This is a genomic window from Paraburkholderia sp. 35.1 (assembly GCF_050436525.1).
Classification (GTDB): Bacteria; Pseudomonadota; Gammaproteobacteria; order Burkholderiales; family Burkholderiaceae; genus Paraburkholderia; species Paraburkholderia tuberum.
The window spans coordinates 2,183,036-2,200,615 of the sequence record NZ_JBNDMJ010000002.1; the positions used below are offsets into that span (position 1 = coordinate 2,183,036).

9 protein-coding genes, 2 tRNA genes, 3 rRNA genes and 4 pseudogenes are annotated in these 17,580 nt (G+C 61.3%); 2 read left to right on the forward strand and 16 right to left on the reverse strand.

Going from position 1 to position 17,580, the window contains the following annotated elements; translation table 11 throughout:
* Positions 1-140: 140 nt before the first annotated feature.
* Together OKW27_RS15925 and OKW27_RS15930 are read left to right on the forward strand one after the other, a co-directional pair.
* Positions 141-1,276, forward strand: a protein-coding gene (locus OKW27_RS15925; RefSeq protein ID WP_429334053.1) for an IS3 family transposase whose coding sequence is annotated in 2 segments (ribosomal slippage) — positions 141-405 and positions 405-1,276 — 1,137 coding nt in all. Because the reading frame shifts where the segments join, the coding sequence is not laid out codon by codon here.
* A 58-nt stretch (positions 1,277-1,334) separates the two neighbouring features.
* Positions 1,335-1,823 (forward strand): annotated as a pseudogene (locus OKW27_RS15930) (LysR substrate-binding domain-containing protein); the annotation flags it as partial.
* Here OKW27_RS15930 and OKW27_RS15935 read toward each other — a convergent pair.
* From OKW27_RS15935 to OKW27_RS16010, 16 genes and pseudogenes are all read right to left on the reverse strand, one after another.
* Positions 1,812-2,289, reverse strand: a pseudogene (locus OKW27_RS15935) (integrase core domain-containing protein); the annotation flags it as partial. The pseudogenes OKW27_RS15930 and OKW27_RS15935 sit on opposite strands and share 12 nt — an antisense overlap.
* 19 nt (positions 2,290-2,308) lie before the next feature.
* A pseudogene (locus OKW27_RS15940) lies at positions 2,309-2,401 on the reverse strand (hypothetical protein); the annotation flags it as partial.
* Positions 2,402-2,664: 263 nt separating this feature from the next.
* Positions 2,665-2,778: ribosomal RNA gene (rrf, locus tag OKW27_RS15945) — 5S ribosomal RNA — on the reverse strand.
* A 227-nt stretch (positions 2,779-3,005) separates the two neighbouring features.
* A 23S ribosomal RNA gene (locus OKW27_RS15950) occupies positions 3,006-5,887 on the reverse strand.
* 348 nt (positions 5,888-6,235) lie between these two features.
* A tRNA-Ala gene (locus tag OKW27_RS15955) sits at positions 6,236-6,311 on the reverse strand.
* A gap of 53 nt (positions 6,312-6,364) precedes the next feature.
* A tRNA-Ile gene (locus OKW27_RS15960) sits at positions 6,365-6,441 on the reverse strand.
* A gap of 75 nt (positions 6,442-6,516) precedes the next feature.
* Positions 6,517-8,049 (reverse strand): 16S ribosomal RNA (locus OKW27_RS15965).
* The 16S, 23S and 5S rRNA genes sit together here with 2 tRNA genes alongside, the layout of an rRNA operon.
* A gap of 502 nt (positions 8,050-8,551) precedes the next feature.
* Positions 8,552-9,112 carry a phosphonate degradation HD-domain oxygenase gene (locus tag OKW27_RS15970; RefSeq protein ID WP_090806206.1) on the reverse strand — a complete coding sequence of 187 codons (561 nt, stop codon included), beginning with the start codon at positions 9,110-9,112 and terminating at the stop codon, positions 8,552-8,554.
* A 3-nt stretch (positions 9,113-9,115) separates the two neighbouring features.
* A pseudogene (locus OKW27_RS15975) lies at positions 9,116-9,870 on the reverse strand (aldehyde dehydrogenase family protein).
* Entirely contained in the window at positions 9,867-11,147 is a 1,281-nt protein-coding gene (gene phnA / locus OKW27_RS15980; protein WP_429334617.1) for a phosphonoacetate hydrolase, read from the reverse strand. The pseudogene OKW27_RS15975 and the gene phnA overlap by 4 nt, the downstream one beginning before the upstream one ends.
* 106 nt (positions 11,148-11,253) lie before the next feature.
* Positions 11,254-12,009: a phosphonate utilization associated transcriptional regulator gene (locus tag OKW27_RS15985; protein WP_090810094.1), complete on the reverse strand. Its 756-nt coding sequence runs from the start codon at positions 12,007-12,009 to the stop codon at positions 11,254-11,256.
* A 105-nt stretch (positions 12,010-12,114) separates the two neighbouring features.
* Positions 12,115-12,978, reverse strand: coding sequence for a 2-aminoethylphosphonate ABC transport system, membrane component PhnV (gene phnV, locus OKW27_RS15990; protein WP_429334054.1), 864 nt, complete (start codon positions 12,976-12,978; stop codon positions 12,115-12,117).
* Positions 12,968-13,930 carry a 2-aminoethylphosphonate ABC transporter permease subunit gene (locus OKW27_RS15995; protein ID WP_090806212.1) on the reverse strand — a complete coding sequence of 321 codons (963 nt, stop codon included), beginning with the start codon at positions 13,928-13,930 and terminating at the stop codon, positions 12,968-12,970. The genes phnV and OKW27_RS15995 overlap by 11 nt, the downstream gene beginning before the upstream one ends.
* A complete protein-coding gene (gene phnT, locus OKW27_RS16000) occupies positions 13,908-15,008 on the reverse strand; it encodes a 2-aminoethylphosphonate ABC transport system ATP-binding subunit PhnT (RefSeq protein ID WP_429334055.1) in 1,101 nt (366 codons plus the stop codon). The genes OKW27_RS15995 and phnT overlap by 23 nt, the downstream gene beginning before the upstream one ends.
* Before the next feature lie 73 nt (positions 15,009-15,081).
* Positions 15,082-16,173 (reverse strand): 2-aminoethylphosphonate ABC transporter substrate-binding protein, encoded by a 1,092-nt coding sequence (phnS, locus tag OKW27_RS16005; protein ID WP_429334056.1) that lies wholly within the window; start codon positions 16,171-16,173, stop codon positions 15,082-15,084.
* Positions 16,174-16,670: 497 nt separating this feature from the next.
* Entirely contained in the window at positions 16,671-17,426 is a 756-nt protein-coding gene (locus OKW27_RS16010; protein WP_090806218.1) for a DeoR/GlpR family DNA-binding transcription regulator, read from the reverse strand.
* Between the last annotated feature and the right edge of the window lie 154 nt (positions 17,427-17,580).

The window sequence follows — 17,580 nt, forward strand, 5'->3', positions numbered from 1 at the left end:
ACGCTACAAAATATGCGAGTGTTTGTGCGCGTGGTTGAAGCCGGCAGCTTCAGAAGTGGCTTCGAGAATTCAGACAGTTCGTTGAGTGGAAAAGCTGGGGGGTGAGTCGGCCATAATGGCCGGCAACAAGGGACCAGAAGATGACGAAACGAAACCGACGGACCCACTCACCGGCGTTCAAGGCAAAGGTGGCCCTGGCGGCGCTCAAGGGCGACAAGACGCTGGCAGAACTGGCCCAGCAATTTGATGTCCATCCGAACCAGATCACGGACTGGAAAAAGCAACTGCAAGAGCGGGTTGCCGATGTGTTCGAAGTGGGGGGCGCGGCGCCGTCGGCGCCGCCAGTCGACGTGAAGGTGCTGCACGCGAAGATCGGGCAATTGACGTTGGAGAATGATTTTTTAGAAAGCGCGCTCAGCAAGGCGGGACTGCTGGGCGTAAAGCGATGATCGATCGTGATCACGCTCTACCGGTGACACAGCAGGCCCGGCTGGTAGGCATCAGCCGCTCGAGTGCCTATTACCAATCGCGTGGGGTCAGCGAAGCGGATCTGAAATTGATGCGCCGGATTGACGAGCTTCATCTCGAGCATCCATTTGCAGGGGCACGAATGCTGGCAAGGCTGCTGCGTCGCGAAGGCATCAAGGTCGGGCGCAGACACGTCAGCACCTTGATGAAGCGCATGGGCGTCGAGGCGTTGTATCGCAAGCCAAACACGAGCCGCAAGCATGCAGCCCACAGGATCTGGCCGTACCTGCTGCGCCATCGCAAGATCGAACGGGCCAATCAGGTCTGGGCGCTCGATACGAGCTATATCCCGATGGCGCGCGGCTTCGTATATCTGACGGCCGTAGTGGACTGGGCGAGCCGTCGGGTGCTAGCACACCGGGTGGCGATCACGCTGGAGAGCTGCCATGCCGTCGAGGCGCTGGAGGAAGCGTTTGCGAAATACGGCCTGCCTGAGATCGTCAACACGGATCAAGGCAGCCAGTTCACCGCAACCGAATTCACCGACGCGGTGCTCAGCCGGAACGTTCTTCTGTCCATGGATGGAAAGGGCGCCTGGCATGACAACGTGTTCGTCGAACGGGTGTGGCGAAGCGTCAAATATGAAGAGGTCTATCTGAAAGCCTACGACTCGGTCAGCCACGCCCGCCGCTCAATCGGCAATTACCTGAACTGGTATAACCAGAACCGGCCTCATTCCAGGCTGGCCGATCAGACACCGGATGAAGCATACTTCGCCACGCTGCCAGCGATAAAATCGGCAGCTTGATTGCCTCAGCAATTCCACTTAAAAACTCGCTGATCCTGTCCGAACGAACGAGGCCACCTCTCACGGCGCGCCGCAAGAACCGGCTGACCTTGCGCATCACGAATGTCTGATCCTGCATACGCCGGCGTTCCCGCCACATGAATGGACGCTCGACGGCCCGAACGGCAGTGAGTTGATGGAAGTCGACGGCCCAGTGCATGTGAACATCGCCGAATCATTGATCGTGGCGATCCGCGAAGGCATGGGCATCGGCATGGTGCCGCTCTACGCGGCCATTTCCGGGTTGCGCGATGGCACGCTGGTGCGCGTGTTGCCGGAATATACGCTGCAGAAGACGACTGTTTATGCGCTCTATCCGTCGCGCAAATTCATCGATGCAAAGACGCGCACGTGGGTCGAATTCTTGCGCTCGCATCTGCCGACGGTGATTGCGCGCGACGAAGCATTGCTTGCTGAGGTCGGGCAACCGGGGGGCGGAGATGACCCAGTGCAGCTGGTTGGAGTTGCCCCTGCAACTCAGGACACGCGGACACCGTTAGGTCAATGAAGTCGCGGCAGCACGCCTGAACTCATGCGGCGAGCGGTATTCCAGGGCTTTGTGCGGATGGCGCTCATTGTAGTGTTCAAATGCAACAGCCAGACTCGAGAGCGCCGCTGGCGCGCCAGGCTCGTCCATACAGGCGACGTAATTGTCGCTTCATGATCTTCACGAACGATTCGACCATGCCATTGCTCTGCGGAGAACGTGCCGGCGTTCTCAATGACTCCAGGGCCAATTCGCGAGCGAAGCTGCGAGTGCGGTGGTCGACATAAGCCGAGCCGTTGTCCGTCAACCATTCGATGGACGGCGCGACCTGCCGGTGCCGAATTGCTGCGCGACGGCGGCCAGCATCGCGTTGCGCACTACATCACCGCTATGCCCGCCGGTCCCCGCCGCCCAGCCAATCGCCTCTCCGATCGCAGCAGTCGAGTGCGAACGTTACGCGCAACGGCGTGCCATCGTCGCACCGGAACATCTGTGTCGCGATCAGCCTGCGCCACCCAGTTGTAGATGGTCTGTGCAGTCGGCTCGAACTCCTTTTCCAGTTCCTCCCGCCTGCGCCCGGCCTTCACCAGCTCGACCATTTGCGCCCGAAATTCCGCCGGGTACGGGGTACGATGCTTGCCGATAATCGGCACCTCCTTCTCCAAAGGATAGATGTCCGTTTTTCTGGGTCAACTTCAGTATGCGCAAAAACGCGTCGATCAACAGGCTACTTTTGGCAGTGGCTGGCAACGGCGTCCGACCACGCTTGTTGTTCGTGCTCGGTCGAGCATGTTGCTGTTGATTTGGGCCGCGTAAACGCAAAAACCCCACCGCGGCGGGTGGGGTTTCTGACTGGGGGGGAGCCTGACGATTACCTACTTTCACACGGGCAATCCGCACTATCATCGGCGTGGAGTCGTTTCACGGTCCTGTTCGGGATGGGAAGGGGTGGGGCCGACTCGCTATGGTCATCAGGCATGACGGGTTGCTGCGTCGCAGGGTTGAAGTCAACCGGTCGCGCCACAGCCAATCGGGAAGAAGCGTAAAGGATTCGAGTGTGGGGGGTTGTGTTGTTTCTGGCACAACACTGAATCCCAACCGTGCGTTTCTGTGAGCTCCCGCGGGAGGTCACACAAATCCCCTTCGGGGATCGGACCCGCGTAAGTGCTGAAGCACTCACGCGGGTCGAGACACACCTGTTATAGGATCAAGCCTTACGGGCAATTAGTATCAGTTAGCTCAGTACATTACTGTACGTGCACACCTGACCTATCAACGTCCTGGTCTTGAACGACCCTTCAAGGGGCTCGAAGCCCCGGGGATATCTCATCTTAAGGCGAGTTTCCCGCTTAGATGCTTTCAGCGGTTATCTCTTCCGAACATAGCTACCCGGCGATGCCACTGGCGTGACAACCGGTACACCAGAGGTTCGTCCACTCCGGTCCTCTCGTACTAGGAGCAGCCCCCTTCAAATATCCAGCGCCCACGGCAGATAGGGACCAAACTGTCTCACGACGTTTTAAACCCAGCTCACGTACCTCTTTAAATGGCGAACAGCCATACCCTTGGGACCGGCTACAGCCCCAGGATGAGATGAGCCGACATCGAGGTGCCAAACACCGCCGTCGATATGAACTCTTGGGCGGTATCAGCCTGTTATCCCCAGAGTACCTTTTATCCGTTGAGCGATGGCCCTTCCATACAGAACCACCGGATCACTATGACCTGCTTTCGCACCTGTTCGACTTGTCAGTCTCACAGTCAAGCACGCTTATGCCATTGCACTATCAGCACGATTTCCGACCGTACCTAGCGTACCTTCGTACTCCTCCGTTACACTTTGGGAGGAGACCGCCCCAGTCAAACTGCCTACCATGCACTGTCCCCGACCCGGATCACGGGCCAAGGTTAGAACCTCAAACAGATCAGGGTGGTATTTCAAGGACGGCTCCATTGAGACTGGCGTCCCAACTTCATAGCCTCCCACCTATCCTACACAGACCGGTTCAAAGTCCAATGCAAAGCTGCAGTAAAGGTTCATGGGGTCTTTCCGTCTAGCCGCGGGGAGATTGCATCATCACAAACACTTCAACTTCGCTGAGTCTCGGGAGGAGACAGTGTGGCCATCGTTACGCCATTCGTGCAGGTCGGAACTTACCCGACAAGGAATTTCGCTACCTTAGGACCGTTATAGTTACGGCCGCCGTTTACCGGGACTTCAATCAGGAGCTTGCACCCCATCATTTAATCTTCCGGCACCGGGCAGGCGTCACACCCTATACGTCCACTTTCGTGTTTGCAGAGTGCTGTGTTTTTATTAAACAGTCGCAGCCACCAGTTTATTGCAACCCTTTCACCCTTCTGGCGCAGGCCAGTCAGGCTATGAGGGCGTACCTTATCCCGAAGTTACGGTACCAATTTGCCGAGTTCCTTCTCCCGAGTTCTCTCAAGCGCCTTAGAATACTCATCTCGCCCACCTGTGTCGGTTTGCGGTACGGTCACTGTGAAACTGAAGCTTAGAGGCTTTTCCTGGAACCCCTTCCAGTTGCTTCGCCACCGAAGTGGCTCGCCTCGCACCCTTGAATTCCGCGCCCGGATTTGCCAAAGCGCCTTCTCCAATGCAAGGACCGGGACTTCCAACACCCGGACAACCTTCCGCGATCCGTCCCCCCATCGCATTTCACAATGGTGCAGAAATATTAATCTGCTTCCCATCAGCTACGCATTTCTGCCTCGCCTTAGGGGCCGACTCACCCTACGCCGATGAACGTTGCGTAGGAAACCTTGGGCTTACGGCGAGGGGGCCTTTCACCCCCTTTATCGCTACTCATGTCAGCATTCGCACTTCCGATACCTCCAGCACACTTTCCAGTGCACCTTCGCAGGCTTACGGAACGCTCTCCTACCATGCACATTACTGTGCATCCGCAGCTTCGGTATATGGCTTAGCCCCGTTACATCTTCCGCGCAGGACGACTCGATCAGTGAGCTATTACGCTTTCTTTAAAGGGTGGCTGCTTCTAAGCCAACCTCCTGACTGTTTTAGCCTTCCCACTTCGTTTCCCACTTAGCCATATTTGGGGACCTTAGCTGGCGGTCTGGGTTGTTTCCCTCTTGACACCGGACGTTAGCACCCGATGTCTGTCTCCCGTGATTGCACTCTTCGGTATTCGGAGTTTGCTATGGCGTAGTAATCCGCAATGGACCCCACAACCATGACAGTGCTCTACCCCCGAAGGTGATACACGAGGCACTACCTAAATAGTTTTCGGAGAGAACCAGCTATTTCCAGGTTTGTTTAGCCTTTCACCCCTATCCACAGCTCATCCCCTAACTTTTCAACGTTAGTGGGTTCGGTCCTCCAGCACGTGTTACCGTGCCTTCAACCTGGCCATGGATAGATCACCTGGTTTCGGGTCTACACCCAGCGACTGGACGCCCTGTTCGGACTCGCTTTCGCTACGCCTGCCCTAATCGGTTAAGCTCGCCACTGAATGTAAGTCGCTGACCCATTATACAAAAGGTACGCCGTCACCCCTTCGCAGAGGCTCCGACTGTTTGTATGCATGCGGTTTCAGGATCTGTTTCACTCCCCTCCCGGGGTTCTTTTCGCCTTTCCCTCACGGTACTGGTTCACTATCGGTCGATCACGAGTATTTAGCCTTGGAGGATGGTCCCCCCATCTTCAGACAGGATTTCACGTGTCCCGCCCTACTTCTCGTACACCCAGTTCTTCCATGCTGTTTTCGTCTACAGGGCTATCACCTGCTATGGCCGCACTTTCCAGAGCGTTCGACTAACAATACAGATAACGTGTACCGGCTGATCCCATTTCGCTCGCCACTACTCTGGGAATCTCGGTTGATTTCTTTTCCTGCGGTTACTTAGATGTTTCAGTTCACCGCGTTCGCCTCACGCAGCCTATGGATTCAGCTACGGATACTCCATTAGGAGTGGGTTTCCCCATTCGGACATCTCCGGATCAATGCTCGTTTGCCAGCTCCCCGGAGCTTTTCGCAGGCTACCGCGTCCTTCATCGCCTGTGATCGCCAAGGCATCCACCACATGCACTTGTTCGCTTGACCCTATAACGGGTGTGTCTCTGTGTCGACCCACGCTAGCGCTTTAGCGCTTACGTGGGTCCCATCCCCGCAGGGGATAGACGCACTCGCTACAGGTTGAGTATTCGTGTTGCGCCGTATTCCAAAGCAATCTTTCGATCACCTTTAAAATACATCGATACAATCACAACCCTGATTCACCTACTCCGCACCCATCTCCAGGTGCCTTTCGTGAATCTCTTTACTACTTCTTCCTGATTGTTAAAGAACGGCAGCCGGTATGAAGCCTGTGCCTCATACCGCTCTGACTGGCTCAATCGCCAATGCAAAGTACTCAGCATCACTTCGTGCTGAACCCTTGGCATTGAGGATTGGTGGAGGATGACGGGATCGAACCGACGACCCCCTGCTTGCAAAGCAGGTGCTCTCCCAGCTGAGCTAATCCCCCAGTCTCACAGATACTCCAGCGGCCCCAGCCCTTCAGCTCACCAGACAAGACACTGGTGGGTCTGGATGGATTCGAACCATCGACCCCCGCCTTATCAAGACGGTGCTCTAACCGGCTGAGCTACAGACCCCTGAGCCTGTCTGCGTTTCTTCTAACCACAGCCGATAAGCGTGAGCACTTGAGTGCAATGAATGCACAGCTCTGGAAAGGAGGTGATCCAGCCGCACCTTCCGATACGGCTACCTTGTTACGACTTCACCCCAGTCATGAATCCTACCGTGGTGACCGTCCTCCTTGCGGTTAGACTAGCCACTTCTGGTAAAACCCACTCCCATGGTGTGACGGGCGGTGTGTACAAGACCCGGGAACGTATTCACCGCGGCATGCTGATCCGCGATTACTAGCGATTCCAGCTTCACGCACCCGAGTTGCAGAGTGCGATCCGGACTACGATCGGTTTTCTGGGATTGGCTCCACCTCGCGGCTTGGCAACCCTCTGTTCCGACCATTGTATGACGTGTGAAGCCCTACCCATAAGGGCCATGAGGACTTGACGTCATCCCCACCTTCCTCCGGTTTGTCACCGGCAGTCTCCCTGGAGTGCTCTTGCGTAGCAACTAGGGACAAGGGTTGCGCTCGTTGCGGGACTTAACCCAACATCTCACGACACGAGCTGACGACAGCCATGCAGCACCTGTGTTATGGCTCCCTTTCGGGCACTCCCGCCTCTCGGCAGGATTCCATACATGTCAAGGGTAGGTAAGGTTTTTCGCGTTGCATCGAATTAATCCACATCATCCACCGCTTGTGCGGGTCCCCGTCAATTCCTTTGAGTTTTAATCTTGCGACCGTACTCCCCAGGCGGTCAACTTCACGCGTTAGCTACGTTACCAAGCCAATGAAGGCCCGACAACCAGTTGACATCGTTTAGGGCGTGGACTACCAGGGTATCTAATCCTGTTTGCTCCCCACGCTTTCGTGCATGAGCGTCAGTATTGGCCCAGGGGGCTGCCTTCGCCATCGGTGTTCCTCCACATCTCTACGCATTTCACTGCTACACGTGGAATTCCACCCCCCTCTGCCATACTCCAGCGCTGCAGTCACCAATGCAGTTCCCAGGTTAAGCCCGGGGATTTCACATCGGTCTTACAGCACCGCCTGCGCACGCTTTACGCCCAGTAATTCCGATTAACGCTCGCACCCTACGTATTACCGCGGCTGCTGGCACGTAGTTAGCCGGTGCTTATTCTTCCGGTACCGTCATCCCTCACGGATATTAGCCACGAGGTTTTCTTTCCGGACAAAAGTGCTTTACAACCCGAAGGCCTTCTTCACACACGCGGCATTGCTGGATCAGGCTTGCGCCCATTGTCCAAAATTCCCCACTGCTGCCTCCCGTAGGAGTCTGGGCCGTGTCTCAGTCCCAGTGTGGCTGGTCGTCCTCTCAGACCAGCTACAGATCGTCGGCTTGGTAGGCCTTTACCCCACCAACTACCTAATCTGCCATCGGCCGCCCCTTGAGCGCGAGGTCCCGAAAGATCCCCCGCTTTCCTCTCCCGAGCGTATGCGGTATTAATCCGGCTTTCGCCGGGCTATCCCCCACTCCAGGACACGTTCCGATGTATTACTCACCCGTTCGCCACTCGCCACCAGACCGAAGTCCGTGCTGCCGTTCGACTTGCATGTGTAAGGCATGCCGCCAGCGTTCAATCTGAGCCAGGATCAAACTCTTCAGTTCAAACCTGTTACTGTGTTCGGGCTCTCTCGAACCCGGTCGCTCACTCAACGTACTGACGATGATTGATCCGTCTTTCGACAGACAAACCTTCCTCTAATACTGTGTGAGGCTTCTGATACTTCTGCCTGACAGCAGACTCCGGAGAATCCGCCGCCGCATTCCGCATCAAGCGCCCACACTTATCGACTGTTAGTTTTTAAAGATCGGTCCGCCAAACCCGCCGCGCCTGAACCACCACTACCCGGCACTGCTTCGTTTGCGTCGCTGCGTCTGCAGCAGAGAAATGAGATTATGGAGAACTTCCACCGGATCGTCAACAGGTTTTTATCACTCGCCTAACCTGCCCACGCCGCCGAAGCCCACGCCATCAAAGGCTTCCCGCTTCTCCGCACCCCGGCGTCCGGAGCACGAAAGTGCGGAATTCTAGTCGCCGACATCGGGACTTGCAAGCGATATTTTGACCGCTCGGCGCGCAACCTACCGCGACCCAAAACACCTCGACTCACGCAGTCGCATGCGCGCGCATCACCCGTTCGACCACGGCCAGATAATGGTCGATCCCCGGCGTCGCGCGATCCTTCTCTTTCGCGCGATCGTCCCATCGGCGCAAACGCATCGCGTCTTCGGCGTACGGTTTCTGCATAAACGCCTGCGCCTCTTCCCTGCTGAAGACCCCGCCCTGCAATTGCAAGCTGCGCACCGAGTCGGCGGACAGCTGGCCAAAATAGGTGGCGTCGATCGCGCACAGGCAGCGCTTCGCGTCGACGTGCAGACGAATCGGCTCCAGCACCGCATCCGACAACACCGGCCGCAAAAACGGCAAGGCGAAATACTGATGCAGATCGTCGACACCCCGTTCCGTCGGCGTCTCCCCTTGCAGGTTCAGCAGATGGCCGAGGTCGTGCAAGAACGCCGCGGCGACGAGTTCGTCGCTCGCGCCTTCCGCCTCGGCGAGCGCGCCGCTCTGCAACGCATGCTCGAGCTGCGTCACCGGCTCGCCGCTATACGCGAGGCTGCCGTGTCGCTCGAAGAGCACACGGATATCGTCGAGACTCAATGCCACCTGTTACTCCCAAGGTAATGAAAACGTCTTCAGATTGGTAAAGCTCTTCATCGCTTCCTGAACGCCTTCCTTGTAGCCTAGCCCCGAATCCTTGAGGCCGCCGAACGGCGTCAGCTCGATCCGATAGCCTGGCACTTCCTACACGTTGACGGTGCCCACGCGCAGCTCATTAATGAAACGCGTGATCGCGTCCTGCCGGTTCGTACACACGCCCGACAGCCCGAGCGGTGTTCCGTTGCTGATGCGAATCGCATCGTCGAGCGTGTCGAACGCGATGACCGGCGATACCGGCCCGAAGGTTTCCTCGCGCACGAGTGTCATCGACGGATCGACGTTATCGAGCACGGTCGGCGCATACAACGCGCCGCGGCGCTCGTTGCCGAGGCGCAGGCGCGCGCCTCGAACGAGGCAAAGCGGAACACGTCGGCGACGCGGCCGATCTCGTAGCGAGAGTCCTGTTTCGGCAGACCCGACTCGAGCGAAATCAGATCCGACGCCGGTTCGATCCGCTCACGCAGCAGCACCGCCGCGCGCTCGAGAATCTGCGAACGCTCGTAGCGCGACAACGTCGGCCGATACGCGAGCGCGTAGTCGAACGCGGCGCGCACATCGTCGATGCTGGCGAAGGGCACCGTGCCGACGCGCATGCCGGTATAAGGATCGAACACGTCGAGCGTCCGGGCGCGCGTCGCGCGCTCGCCGCTCAGCCTCAATGCTTCGGCGCGGAACTCAGGATGGTCCCGCGGCGCCGTGTTCATGATGTCGACACGCGATTGAGCGCGACGTCGAAGATATCGAAATTGCGCAGCCGTTTGCCTTCGCTGCCGGTGGCTGATGGCTGAACGCGCCGGTTGAACAGCAGTGGCACTTCCTGCTCGGAAATCCCGCCGTGCGAGCGCAACGGCACGGTGAGCCCGGACAGGTCGTGCTCGTCGCGCCGCGTGCCGAGCACCACATGCTTCGTGCCGATCACGACCAGATCGCCGACGCGATCCTCAGGCAGCCCGAAGCGCGCACACGCGGCGCGTCGATCGAGCACGACTTCGATTCCCGGCAGGCGGCCGATCCGCGCAATCACGGACGCAGCATCGACCTCGCGCGGCAAATAGACCGTCGCGAACGAACCCAGCGCGCCATGATGCACGACGTACGGATCGGTGATCGGCAGAATCACGCGCGCCGTCGACGCGTCGAGCCAGTCGTCGAGCAAGTCCTGCAGATAGATCACGTTCGGCTCGCCGGTCTGCGGATCGTGCTTCGCGTTCATGCCGTGATCGGCGGTGAGGCCGATCACCCAGCCGAGCGCGTCGAGCTTCGCGAGATAGCCGTCCATCATCGCGTAGAACGCGTTCGCGCCTTCGGTGCCGGGCGCCCATTTGTGCTGGATATAGTCGGTCGTCGACAGATACATGAGGTCCAGCTTGCGTGTCTGCGCGAGCCGCACGCCGGCCGCGAACACGAATTCCGACAACCCCGCGCTATACACGTCGGGCAATGGCAGGCCAACCAGATCGAACGCGTCGTCGATGCCGTTTTCCTCGCGCGTCACCTCGTCGGCTTTCTCCGCCGAAAAGCAGATGCCCTTCAACTGCGCGCCGAGCAGCCCGCGCAGTTTGTCCTTCGCAGTGACGACGGCGACCGCGGCGCCCGCGTCGGCGGCGGCCGCGAGCAGCGTGGGCGCGCGTAGGTAGGCGGGATCGTTCATCATCACCGCCGCGCCCGCGCCGTCGTTCGCGAGGGTGTCCCAGAAGTAGTTGCCGCAGATGCCGTGCACGGACGGCAATACGCCGGTCACGATCGACAGGTTGTTCGGGTTCGTGAACGACGGGATCACGCAGTCGCCGCGAAACGCCGCGCCGCCCTCGAGCATCGAACCGATGAACGGCGCGACGCCGGCCGCGACCGCCGCTTCCAGGTACGCAAACTCGCAGCCGTCGACACAGACAACGACCGTCGGTTGCGAAGGCAGCCGGTAGCTCCGGCCGTTGACTTCGATCGTGCGTTGCTCGGGGTATGTCATCGCGTGGTTTTCCATTGCCGGGGTTGTCATTGCAAAGTCTTCATCGCCGGGTTGTCTGTTCGTGGGGCGAAGCTGCCGCGGCGTTTGCCGGTACGCTTGCCTCGGCTTCATCGCCGCGCCGTCATCGCCCGCGCGAGCCGGCCGCACCCGCGCCTGCCGGGAGGCGCTGCTCGTGCGCCGCATCGCCCGCCGCCTCGCAGGCCGCATGCGCGCGCTGCAACCCGCCCTGCACATGCGCGCGCATCAACTGCGCGGCCTGCTCCGCATCGCGCGACGCGAGCGCTGTCAGAATCGCGCGATGCTCGGCGAGCGAGCGCGCCATCGCGTCGGCCTGCACGACTAGCGCCGCACGCCGAAACAGGCTCAGCTCGCTGACGAGCCTGCGATACGTGTCGTACAACTTCGTGTTGCCCGCCGCCGCGACCAGCGCATCGTGAAACGCGACGTTCGCGCGCGCATACGCATCGTGATCGTGCGACGCGAGCGCCGCGCGCATCGCGTCGACCCAGTCGCGCAGCACCGCGAGCTTGCCCGCATCGATGCTCGACGCGAGCATCCGGCACGCCCCCTCTTCGAGCACCGCGCGCACCGCGTAAATCTCGTCCGCCTCCGCGAGCGACACGGTCCGCACGAACACGCCGCGATTCTTCTCGGTGCGCACCAGACCCGCCTGCTCTAGCGCGCGAAACGCCTCCCGCACCGGCCCGCGCGACACCTGCAATCGCGCCGCCCAGTCGGCTTCGTTGAGCTTGTCGCCCGGCGCCAGCATGCCGCCGACGATATGCCGCTCGATCTCGTCGCGCACCAGCGTCGTCAGCGAATGGCGGCGCAGGACCTCGATCGGATCGACGGACGCAGTGTGCATATACTCGGTCATTTTGGCAACTTTTGCCACATCTACATCGATGCTCACCGGTTCGCGCGCGTGCTTCAGATCAACGAAATCGCTCGCCGATCAGTCGGATAACTCGGCTCAGTCGGGTCAGTCGATCCGGCGCCGCGGAGCGCGCGCCGCGATCAGCAGCAGAGCGACCAGCGAGACCAGCAGCAGAATCAGCGACAGCGCGGAAGCCGGCAGGTAATAGCCGCGTTCCACCTGCCCGACGACGACGATCGGCACCGTCGCGAAGCCTGGCGGATATACGGTCAGCGTCGCGCCGAGTTCGCCGAGCGACAGCGCAAAGCCGAGCGCGAGACTCGCGCGTATCGCCGGCACCAGTTGCGGCAACACCACGCGGCGCAGCACCATCGACGGCGGCGCTCCGAGGCTCGCGGCCGCTTCGCGCAACACGGTCAGCTCCGGGCGCAGCGCGGCGGCCGCGCAGCGGTAGCAGAACGGCAGTACCAGCGCGAGCTGCACGAACACCACGATCGCCGCCGAGCTCGACAGATCGAGCGGCCGTTTGTGATACGCGATCAGCACCGCGAGGCCGAGCACGACGCTCGGCACGCCGTTGGGCATCATCGCGATCGTGTCGATGACGGCGCCGAGGCCGCGCCGGTCGCGTCCTTCGAGCGCGAGCGCGAACCACAAACCGAGGATCGTGCCGAGCACCGCGACGCCCATGCCGACTTCGAGGCTGGTGGTCAGCGCGTCGAAGTCGCTCGAACCGAGGCGCTCGAACCAGCGCATGCTGAAGCCGTCGGGCAGGAACGTGCCGGACCAGTGCGACGCGACGCTCGATAGCGCGACGACCAACACCGGCAGCACGAACAGCCAGAAGCACAGCAGCGCGGCAAAGCCGAGAAACAGACCGCCGAGCAGTCGCACCGCGAGGCTGTGCCGCACCGGCCGGCCCTTCTTGTGCATGACCGGCAGCACGGTCGGATCGAGTTCAACGGCCATGACCGGCTCCTTTCACCTTGCGACGATTGACACGCCGGTACAACGCGTACAACGACAACGACATCAGCAGCATCACGACCGCGCCGGCGGCGGCGGTCGGCAGATCGAGATCGACGGTGGCGGCGCTGTAGATCGCGACCGGCAGCGTGATCAGATGGGCGCTGCCGAGCACCAGCAGAATGCCGAACTCGTTGAGCGTCAGCAGAAAACACAGGATCGTGCCGGCCGCGATGCCCGGCCACGCGAGCGGCAGGATCACCTTGAACGCGACCATCAGGCCGTTCGCGCCGAGGCTGCGCGCGGCTTCGATCAGTCGCTGGTCGAGCAGCGCGAACGATGCCAACGTCGGACGCACGACGAACGGCGTATAGAACACGACTTCCGCGAGAATCACGCCGCCGATGCCGAACAGAAAATCGAGCGGCGGCGCCTGCAGATTGAACAGCCGCTGCAGCCCGATGCTGACCGAGCCTTGCGAGCCGTACAGAAAGATCAGCGTGAACGCGACCAGAAACGACGGGAACGCGACGAACAGTTCGAGAAAGCGCGTGACCAGGCGCGCGCCCGGAAACGGCTTGAAGAACAGCAGCGACGCGAGCGCCACGCCGAGCAGCGACGCCAGGCTCGCACTCGCGAACAGGATGCCGAGCGTAGTGCCGATCACGCCGCGCGTTTCGGGGTTACCGAAGAACGTTACGTACGCGTGGCCAGACAGGCCATGCGCGCCGGTCAGACTCAGCATCACGAGCCGCACCAGCGGATAGATGACGAGCGGTCCGAGCACCACGACTGCAATGAACAGCAGATGCCATTGCGCGAGGCGCTCGCGCCGCTTGACGGCGGCCGCGTGCGCCGCCGCGCTCGCGAGACGGCGCGCGGCGGCGGCTTCGACCTCGGCTCGTGCGGCAAGGTCGAGCGGGTTGGACGTATCAGGGCTTGATAAGGACGACATCGCCAGCCTCGTAACGCAGGGAAACACGCGCGCCCTTCTCCGGCGTCATGCCGAGACCACGCTGCAGCGTGACGAGCACGGGGTCGTTCGGCAGCGCATCGAGCACGACCGATACCGACAAGGCCGCGCCGTACCACTCGACCGACGCGATCGCGCCGTGCAACTGCCCCTCTCCGAGCGGCACGATGCGCAGCGCCTCCGGACGCAGACACGCGACACGTTCGCGCTCGTTGTAGCGCGCGTCGTCCATGCCGAACGCGACCTGCGGCGGCAGCAGATTGGCCGCGCCGAGGTAGCGCGCGACGAAGCCGTCGGCCGGCGAGTCGTACAGCTGCTGCGGCGTGCCGAGCTGCGCGATATGGCCATCGCGCATCAGCAGCGTGCGGTCGGACAGCACGAGCGCGTCGTCCTGATCGTGCGTCACGCACACGATCGTCAGATTCGGCAGGCGTTCATGCAGCGCCTTCAGTTCGGAGCGCACCGACGCGCGCAGATTGGCATCGAGCGCGGACAGCGGTTCGTCGAGCAGCAGCACGTCGGGCTCGATCACGAGCGCGCGGGCGAGCGCCACGCGCTGCTGCATGCCGCCCGACAGTTGCGCGGGCATCACGTGACCGGCATCGCCGAGCTGCACGAGCTTCAGCACCTCGGCGACGCGGCGCGCGACGTCGCGCGCCGGAATACGCCGCGCGCGCAACCCGAACGCAACGTTCTCGAATACCGTCAGATGCGGAAACAGCGCGTAGCTCTGGAACAGCAGTCCGAGGTTGCGCTTGTGCGGCGGCATGTGCGTCAGATCGCGGCCGGCCACCGTCAGCGTGCCAGCCAGACCGTCGGCCTCGATGAAGCCCGCGATGAAGCGCAGCAAGGTCGTCTTGCCGCAGCCGCTGCGCCCGAGCACGGTGAGCAACTCGCCGCGCCGGATGGTCAACGACAGATCGTCGAGCACCGTGCGCGCGCCGAAGCGCACCGTCAGGTGATCGATCTGCACGCCGCCGGGCGCGTCCGAACGCGCGGCGTCGAGCGCATCCAGCGGAGCGCCAGGCGCAGTGGGGTGAGCGATACTGGCCGTATTCACCGGAGTCGTCCTCCAACAGGATTAATGCTGATGCGGCGCCGCGCATTACGTGCGAAGCGCCGCCTGAATCGACTTACTTCGGCTTGACCACTTCGATCTCTTTGCCCGACGAACCGATCACGTCGCTCTTCCAGCGCGCGGTCCAGTCGGCCTTCTTCGCCATCACGTGGTTCCAGTCGACCGGAATCAGCTTGACGCCGCTGATCGCCTGCTTGACCGCTTCGCCGTTCTTGCCGGCGAGCGGCACGTCGCTGCGACCCGGAATGCCGAAGATGTCCGGCACCTTCGACTGCACTTGCGTCGACATCAGATAGTCGATCAGCTTCTTGCCCTCGGCCTGGTTCGGACCGTTCTTGATCAGCGCGATCGCGTACGGCAGCTGGAACGTGGTCGGCTGACCGCCGGGCGTGGCGGCGAGGAACACCGGTTTCAGCGACAGGCCGCCGTTGGCCGCGTCGTCGAGATCCATCTGCAGATCGCCGTTGGCGACCGCGATCTCGTTGCGCGACAGCAGCACGTCGAGATAGCCCGTGCCCTTGGTGTGGAACTTGGCGCTCTGCTCGAGCTTCTTCAGATAATCGAACGCCTGGTCTTCGCCCATCAGCGACGTGGTCAGGATGATCACCGCCATGCCGTCGCCGGCGGTCGCCGGATTCGAATATGCGACCTTGCCGGTGAAGTCCGGGTGCAGCAGGTCCGCGAACGTCTTCGGCTGGGTTTTCGTGACTTCGGGGTTGATCGCGAACGAGAAGTAGTTGTTCACGAAGGTCGCCCACGCGCCGTTCGGCGCCTTCGCGATGGCCGGCACGTTCTTGTAGTTGGCGCTCTGGTACGCCTGCAGCAGGCCGCTCTGGTCGGCCTGCTGAATGAACGGCGGCAGGGTGACGAGCACGTCGGCCTTCGGCTGATCCTTCTCGATGGTCGCGCGGTTCACGACTTCGCCGCTACCCGCCGTGACGATATTGACCTTCACGCCCTCCTTCTTTTCGAAGGCCGGCAGCACATCCTTGTACAGATTTTCGAGGCCGTCGGCCGTGTACAGCACGACGGCGTCGGCCGCATGAGCCTGCATCGCGGCACCGCCGAACGCGGCCGCGGCGACCAGCGCCGGCAGCAGTTTGCGCGCGAGGCCGGCCGCAGCGTGAAGGGAATTCGTCTTTTTCATGTCGCTCTCTCCGAAGCTAAAAACCAGACGGTCGGGATAACCCATACCTGTAGTGATTGAACGGCGGCACGCGCTTGCTTGTTGCCCGCTGCGGTTGCCGCGCCGGTCTGTCGTGGATTGCAGATTGCCGACAACTTTGCCGCTTCTCGCCCAGCCTGACTGACAGCCCCTATTACACCCGCGCTGCCTGCCGCGCCTGAGCGGGCACGGCAAGAATCACAGGTTTCGATGACAAGGCCATGACGATTGCGCCGAATTCCAAAAAAAGACACAAATTGCCAACTCTCGCCAACCGACGGAATTCGTCGCGCCACCCCAAAGCGGACCCCGCGCGCCGATCCCGTGTGGATCGTACATGGCGAAAATGACGATGTATGCACGGTGCGTCGGGAAAATGCGGAGGGGGTGGCTTGTTTTATTTAGATTTTGGCGGGCGCGGAATCTCGCTCAGCGCGAGCGGCGTATGAACGCGGGGGGAACCGCCCCGCCAGCCCGTCTCAGGCGATCAGAATCTCCGGACCATGCGCGGTGATCGCCGTGCCAAGCGCGCGCTCGGGCGCCAGTTCGGTGACCAGATACCGCGCCGACTCGATCCCGTTGATGCGCACCGGCGTCACGCGTCCGAATTTCGAATGATCGGCGACGACGACCACCATGTCGGCCGCGGCGATCATGCGGCTGCGTACTTCGGCCGCCATGCGGCTGTAGTCGGTGAGATAGCCGTCCGGCGAAATTCCGCCCGCGCCAATGAACGCGAAATCGGCGTGGTACTGCGTGAGCTGCTGAACCGTGTCGAGGCCGAAGGTAGCGTCTTCGATATCGGACAGCTCGCCGCCGAGCAGCGTCACGCGATTGTCGTTGCGTCGGCCGAGCAGCAGCGCGATGCGCCAGTCGTTGGTGTATACCGTCAGCCGATGCCGGTCGAGCAGCGCCCGCGCGACCGACTGCGTGGTGCTGCCCGAATCGATGATCAGCGATGCGCCGTCCGGCACGAACTCGGCCGCGCGCTCGCCGATCGCGCGCTTCGCGCCGGCGTTCTCGGCTTCGCGCGTATCGAGATCGGGCTCGCGCCGATCGCTCGACAACGCGCCGCCGTGTGTCGTCACGAGCAGGCCGCGGCCGGCCAGCGCGTTGAGGTCGCGACGGATCGTTTCGCGCGATACGTTCAGTTCGCGCACCAGTTCCGCGACCGACAGCGCGCCGTGCTTTGCGACTTGCGCGAGGATGTATTGATGACGTTGTTCTGCGAGCATCTGAGAAGGCCGGAAGCCGGCACGCTTGGGTTTCGCCGTGGTTGAGGAAGGCCGCCGTATTGTATTACGCGTATTGCGCGTCGTCGGTGCTCGCGTGCAGGTGGCGCTCAGGGTGGCGTGGGGGCGCGTTCACGGCGCGCTCGGCTTGCATCGA

What these genes read in the sequence shown, in the direction of transcription:
- phnS (WP_429334056.1), bottom strand. Translation starts at nt 16,173, where the DNA reads ATGAAAAAGACGAATTCCCTTCACGCTGCGGCCGGCCTCGCGCGCAAA.
- OKW27_RS15985 (WP_090810094.1), bottom strand. Translation starts at nt 12,009, where the DNA reads ATGACCGAGTATATGCACACTGCGTCCGTCGATCCGATCGAGGTCCTG.
- OKW27_RS15995 (WP_090806212.1), bottom strand. Translation starts at nt 13,930, where the DNA reads ATGTCGTCCTTATCAAGCCCTGATACGTCCAACCCGCTCGACCTTGCC.
- OKW27_RS16010 (WP_090806218.1), bottom strand. Translation starts at nt 17,426, where the DNA reads ATGCTCGCAGAACAACGTCATCAATACATCCTCGCGCAAGTCGCAAAG.
- phnA (WP_429334617.1), bottom strand. Translation starts at nt 11,147, where the DNA reads ATGGAAAACCACGCGATGACATACCCCGAGCAACGCACGATCGAAGTC.
- phnV (WP_429334054.1), bottom strand. Translation starts at nt 12,978, where the DNA reads ATGGCCGTTGAACTCGATCCGACCGTGCTGCCGGTCATGCACAAGAAG.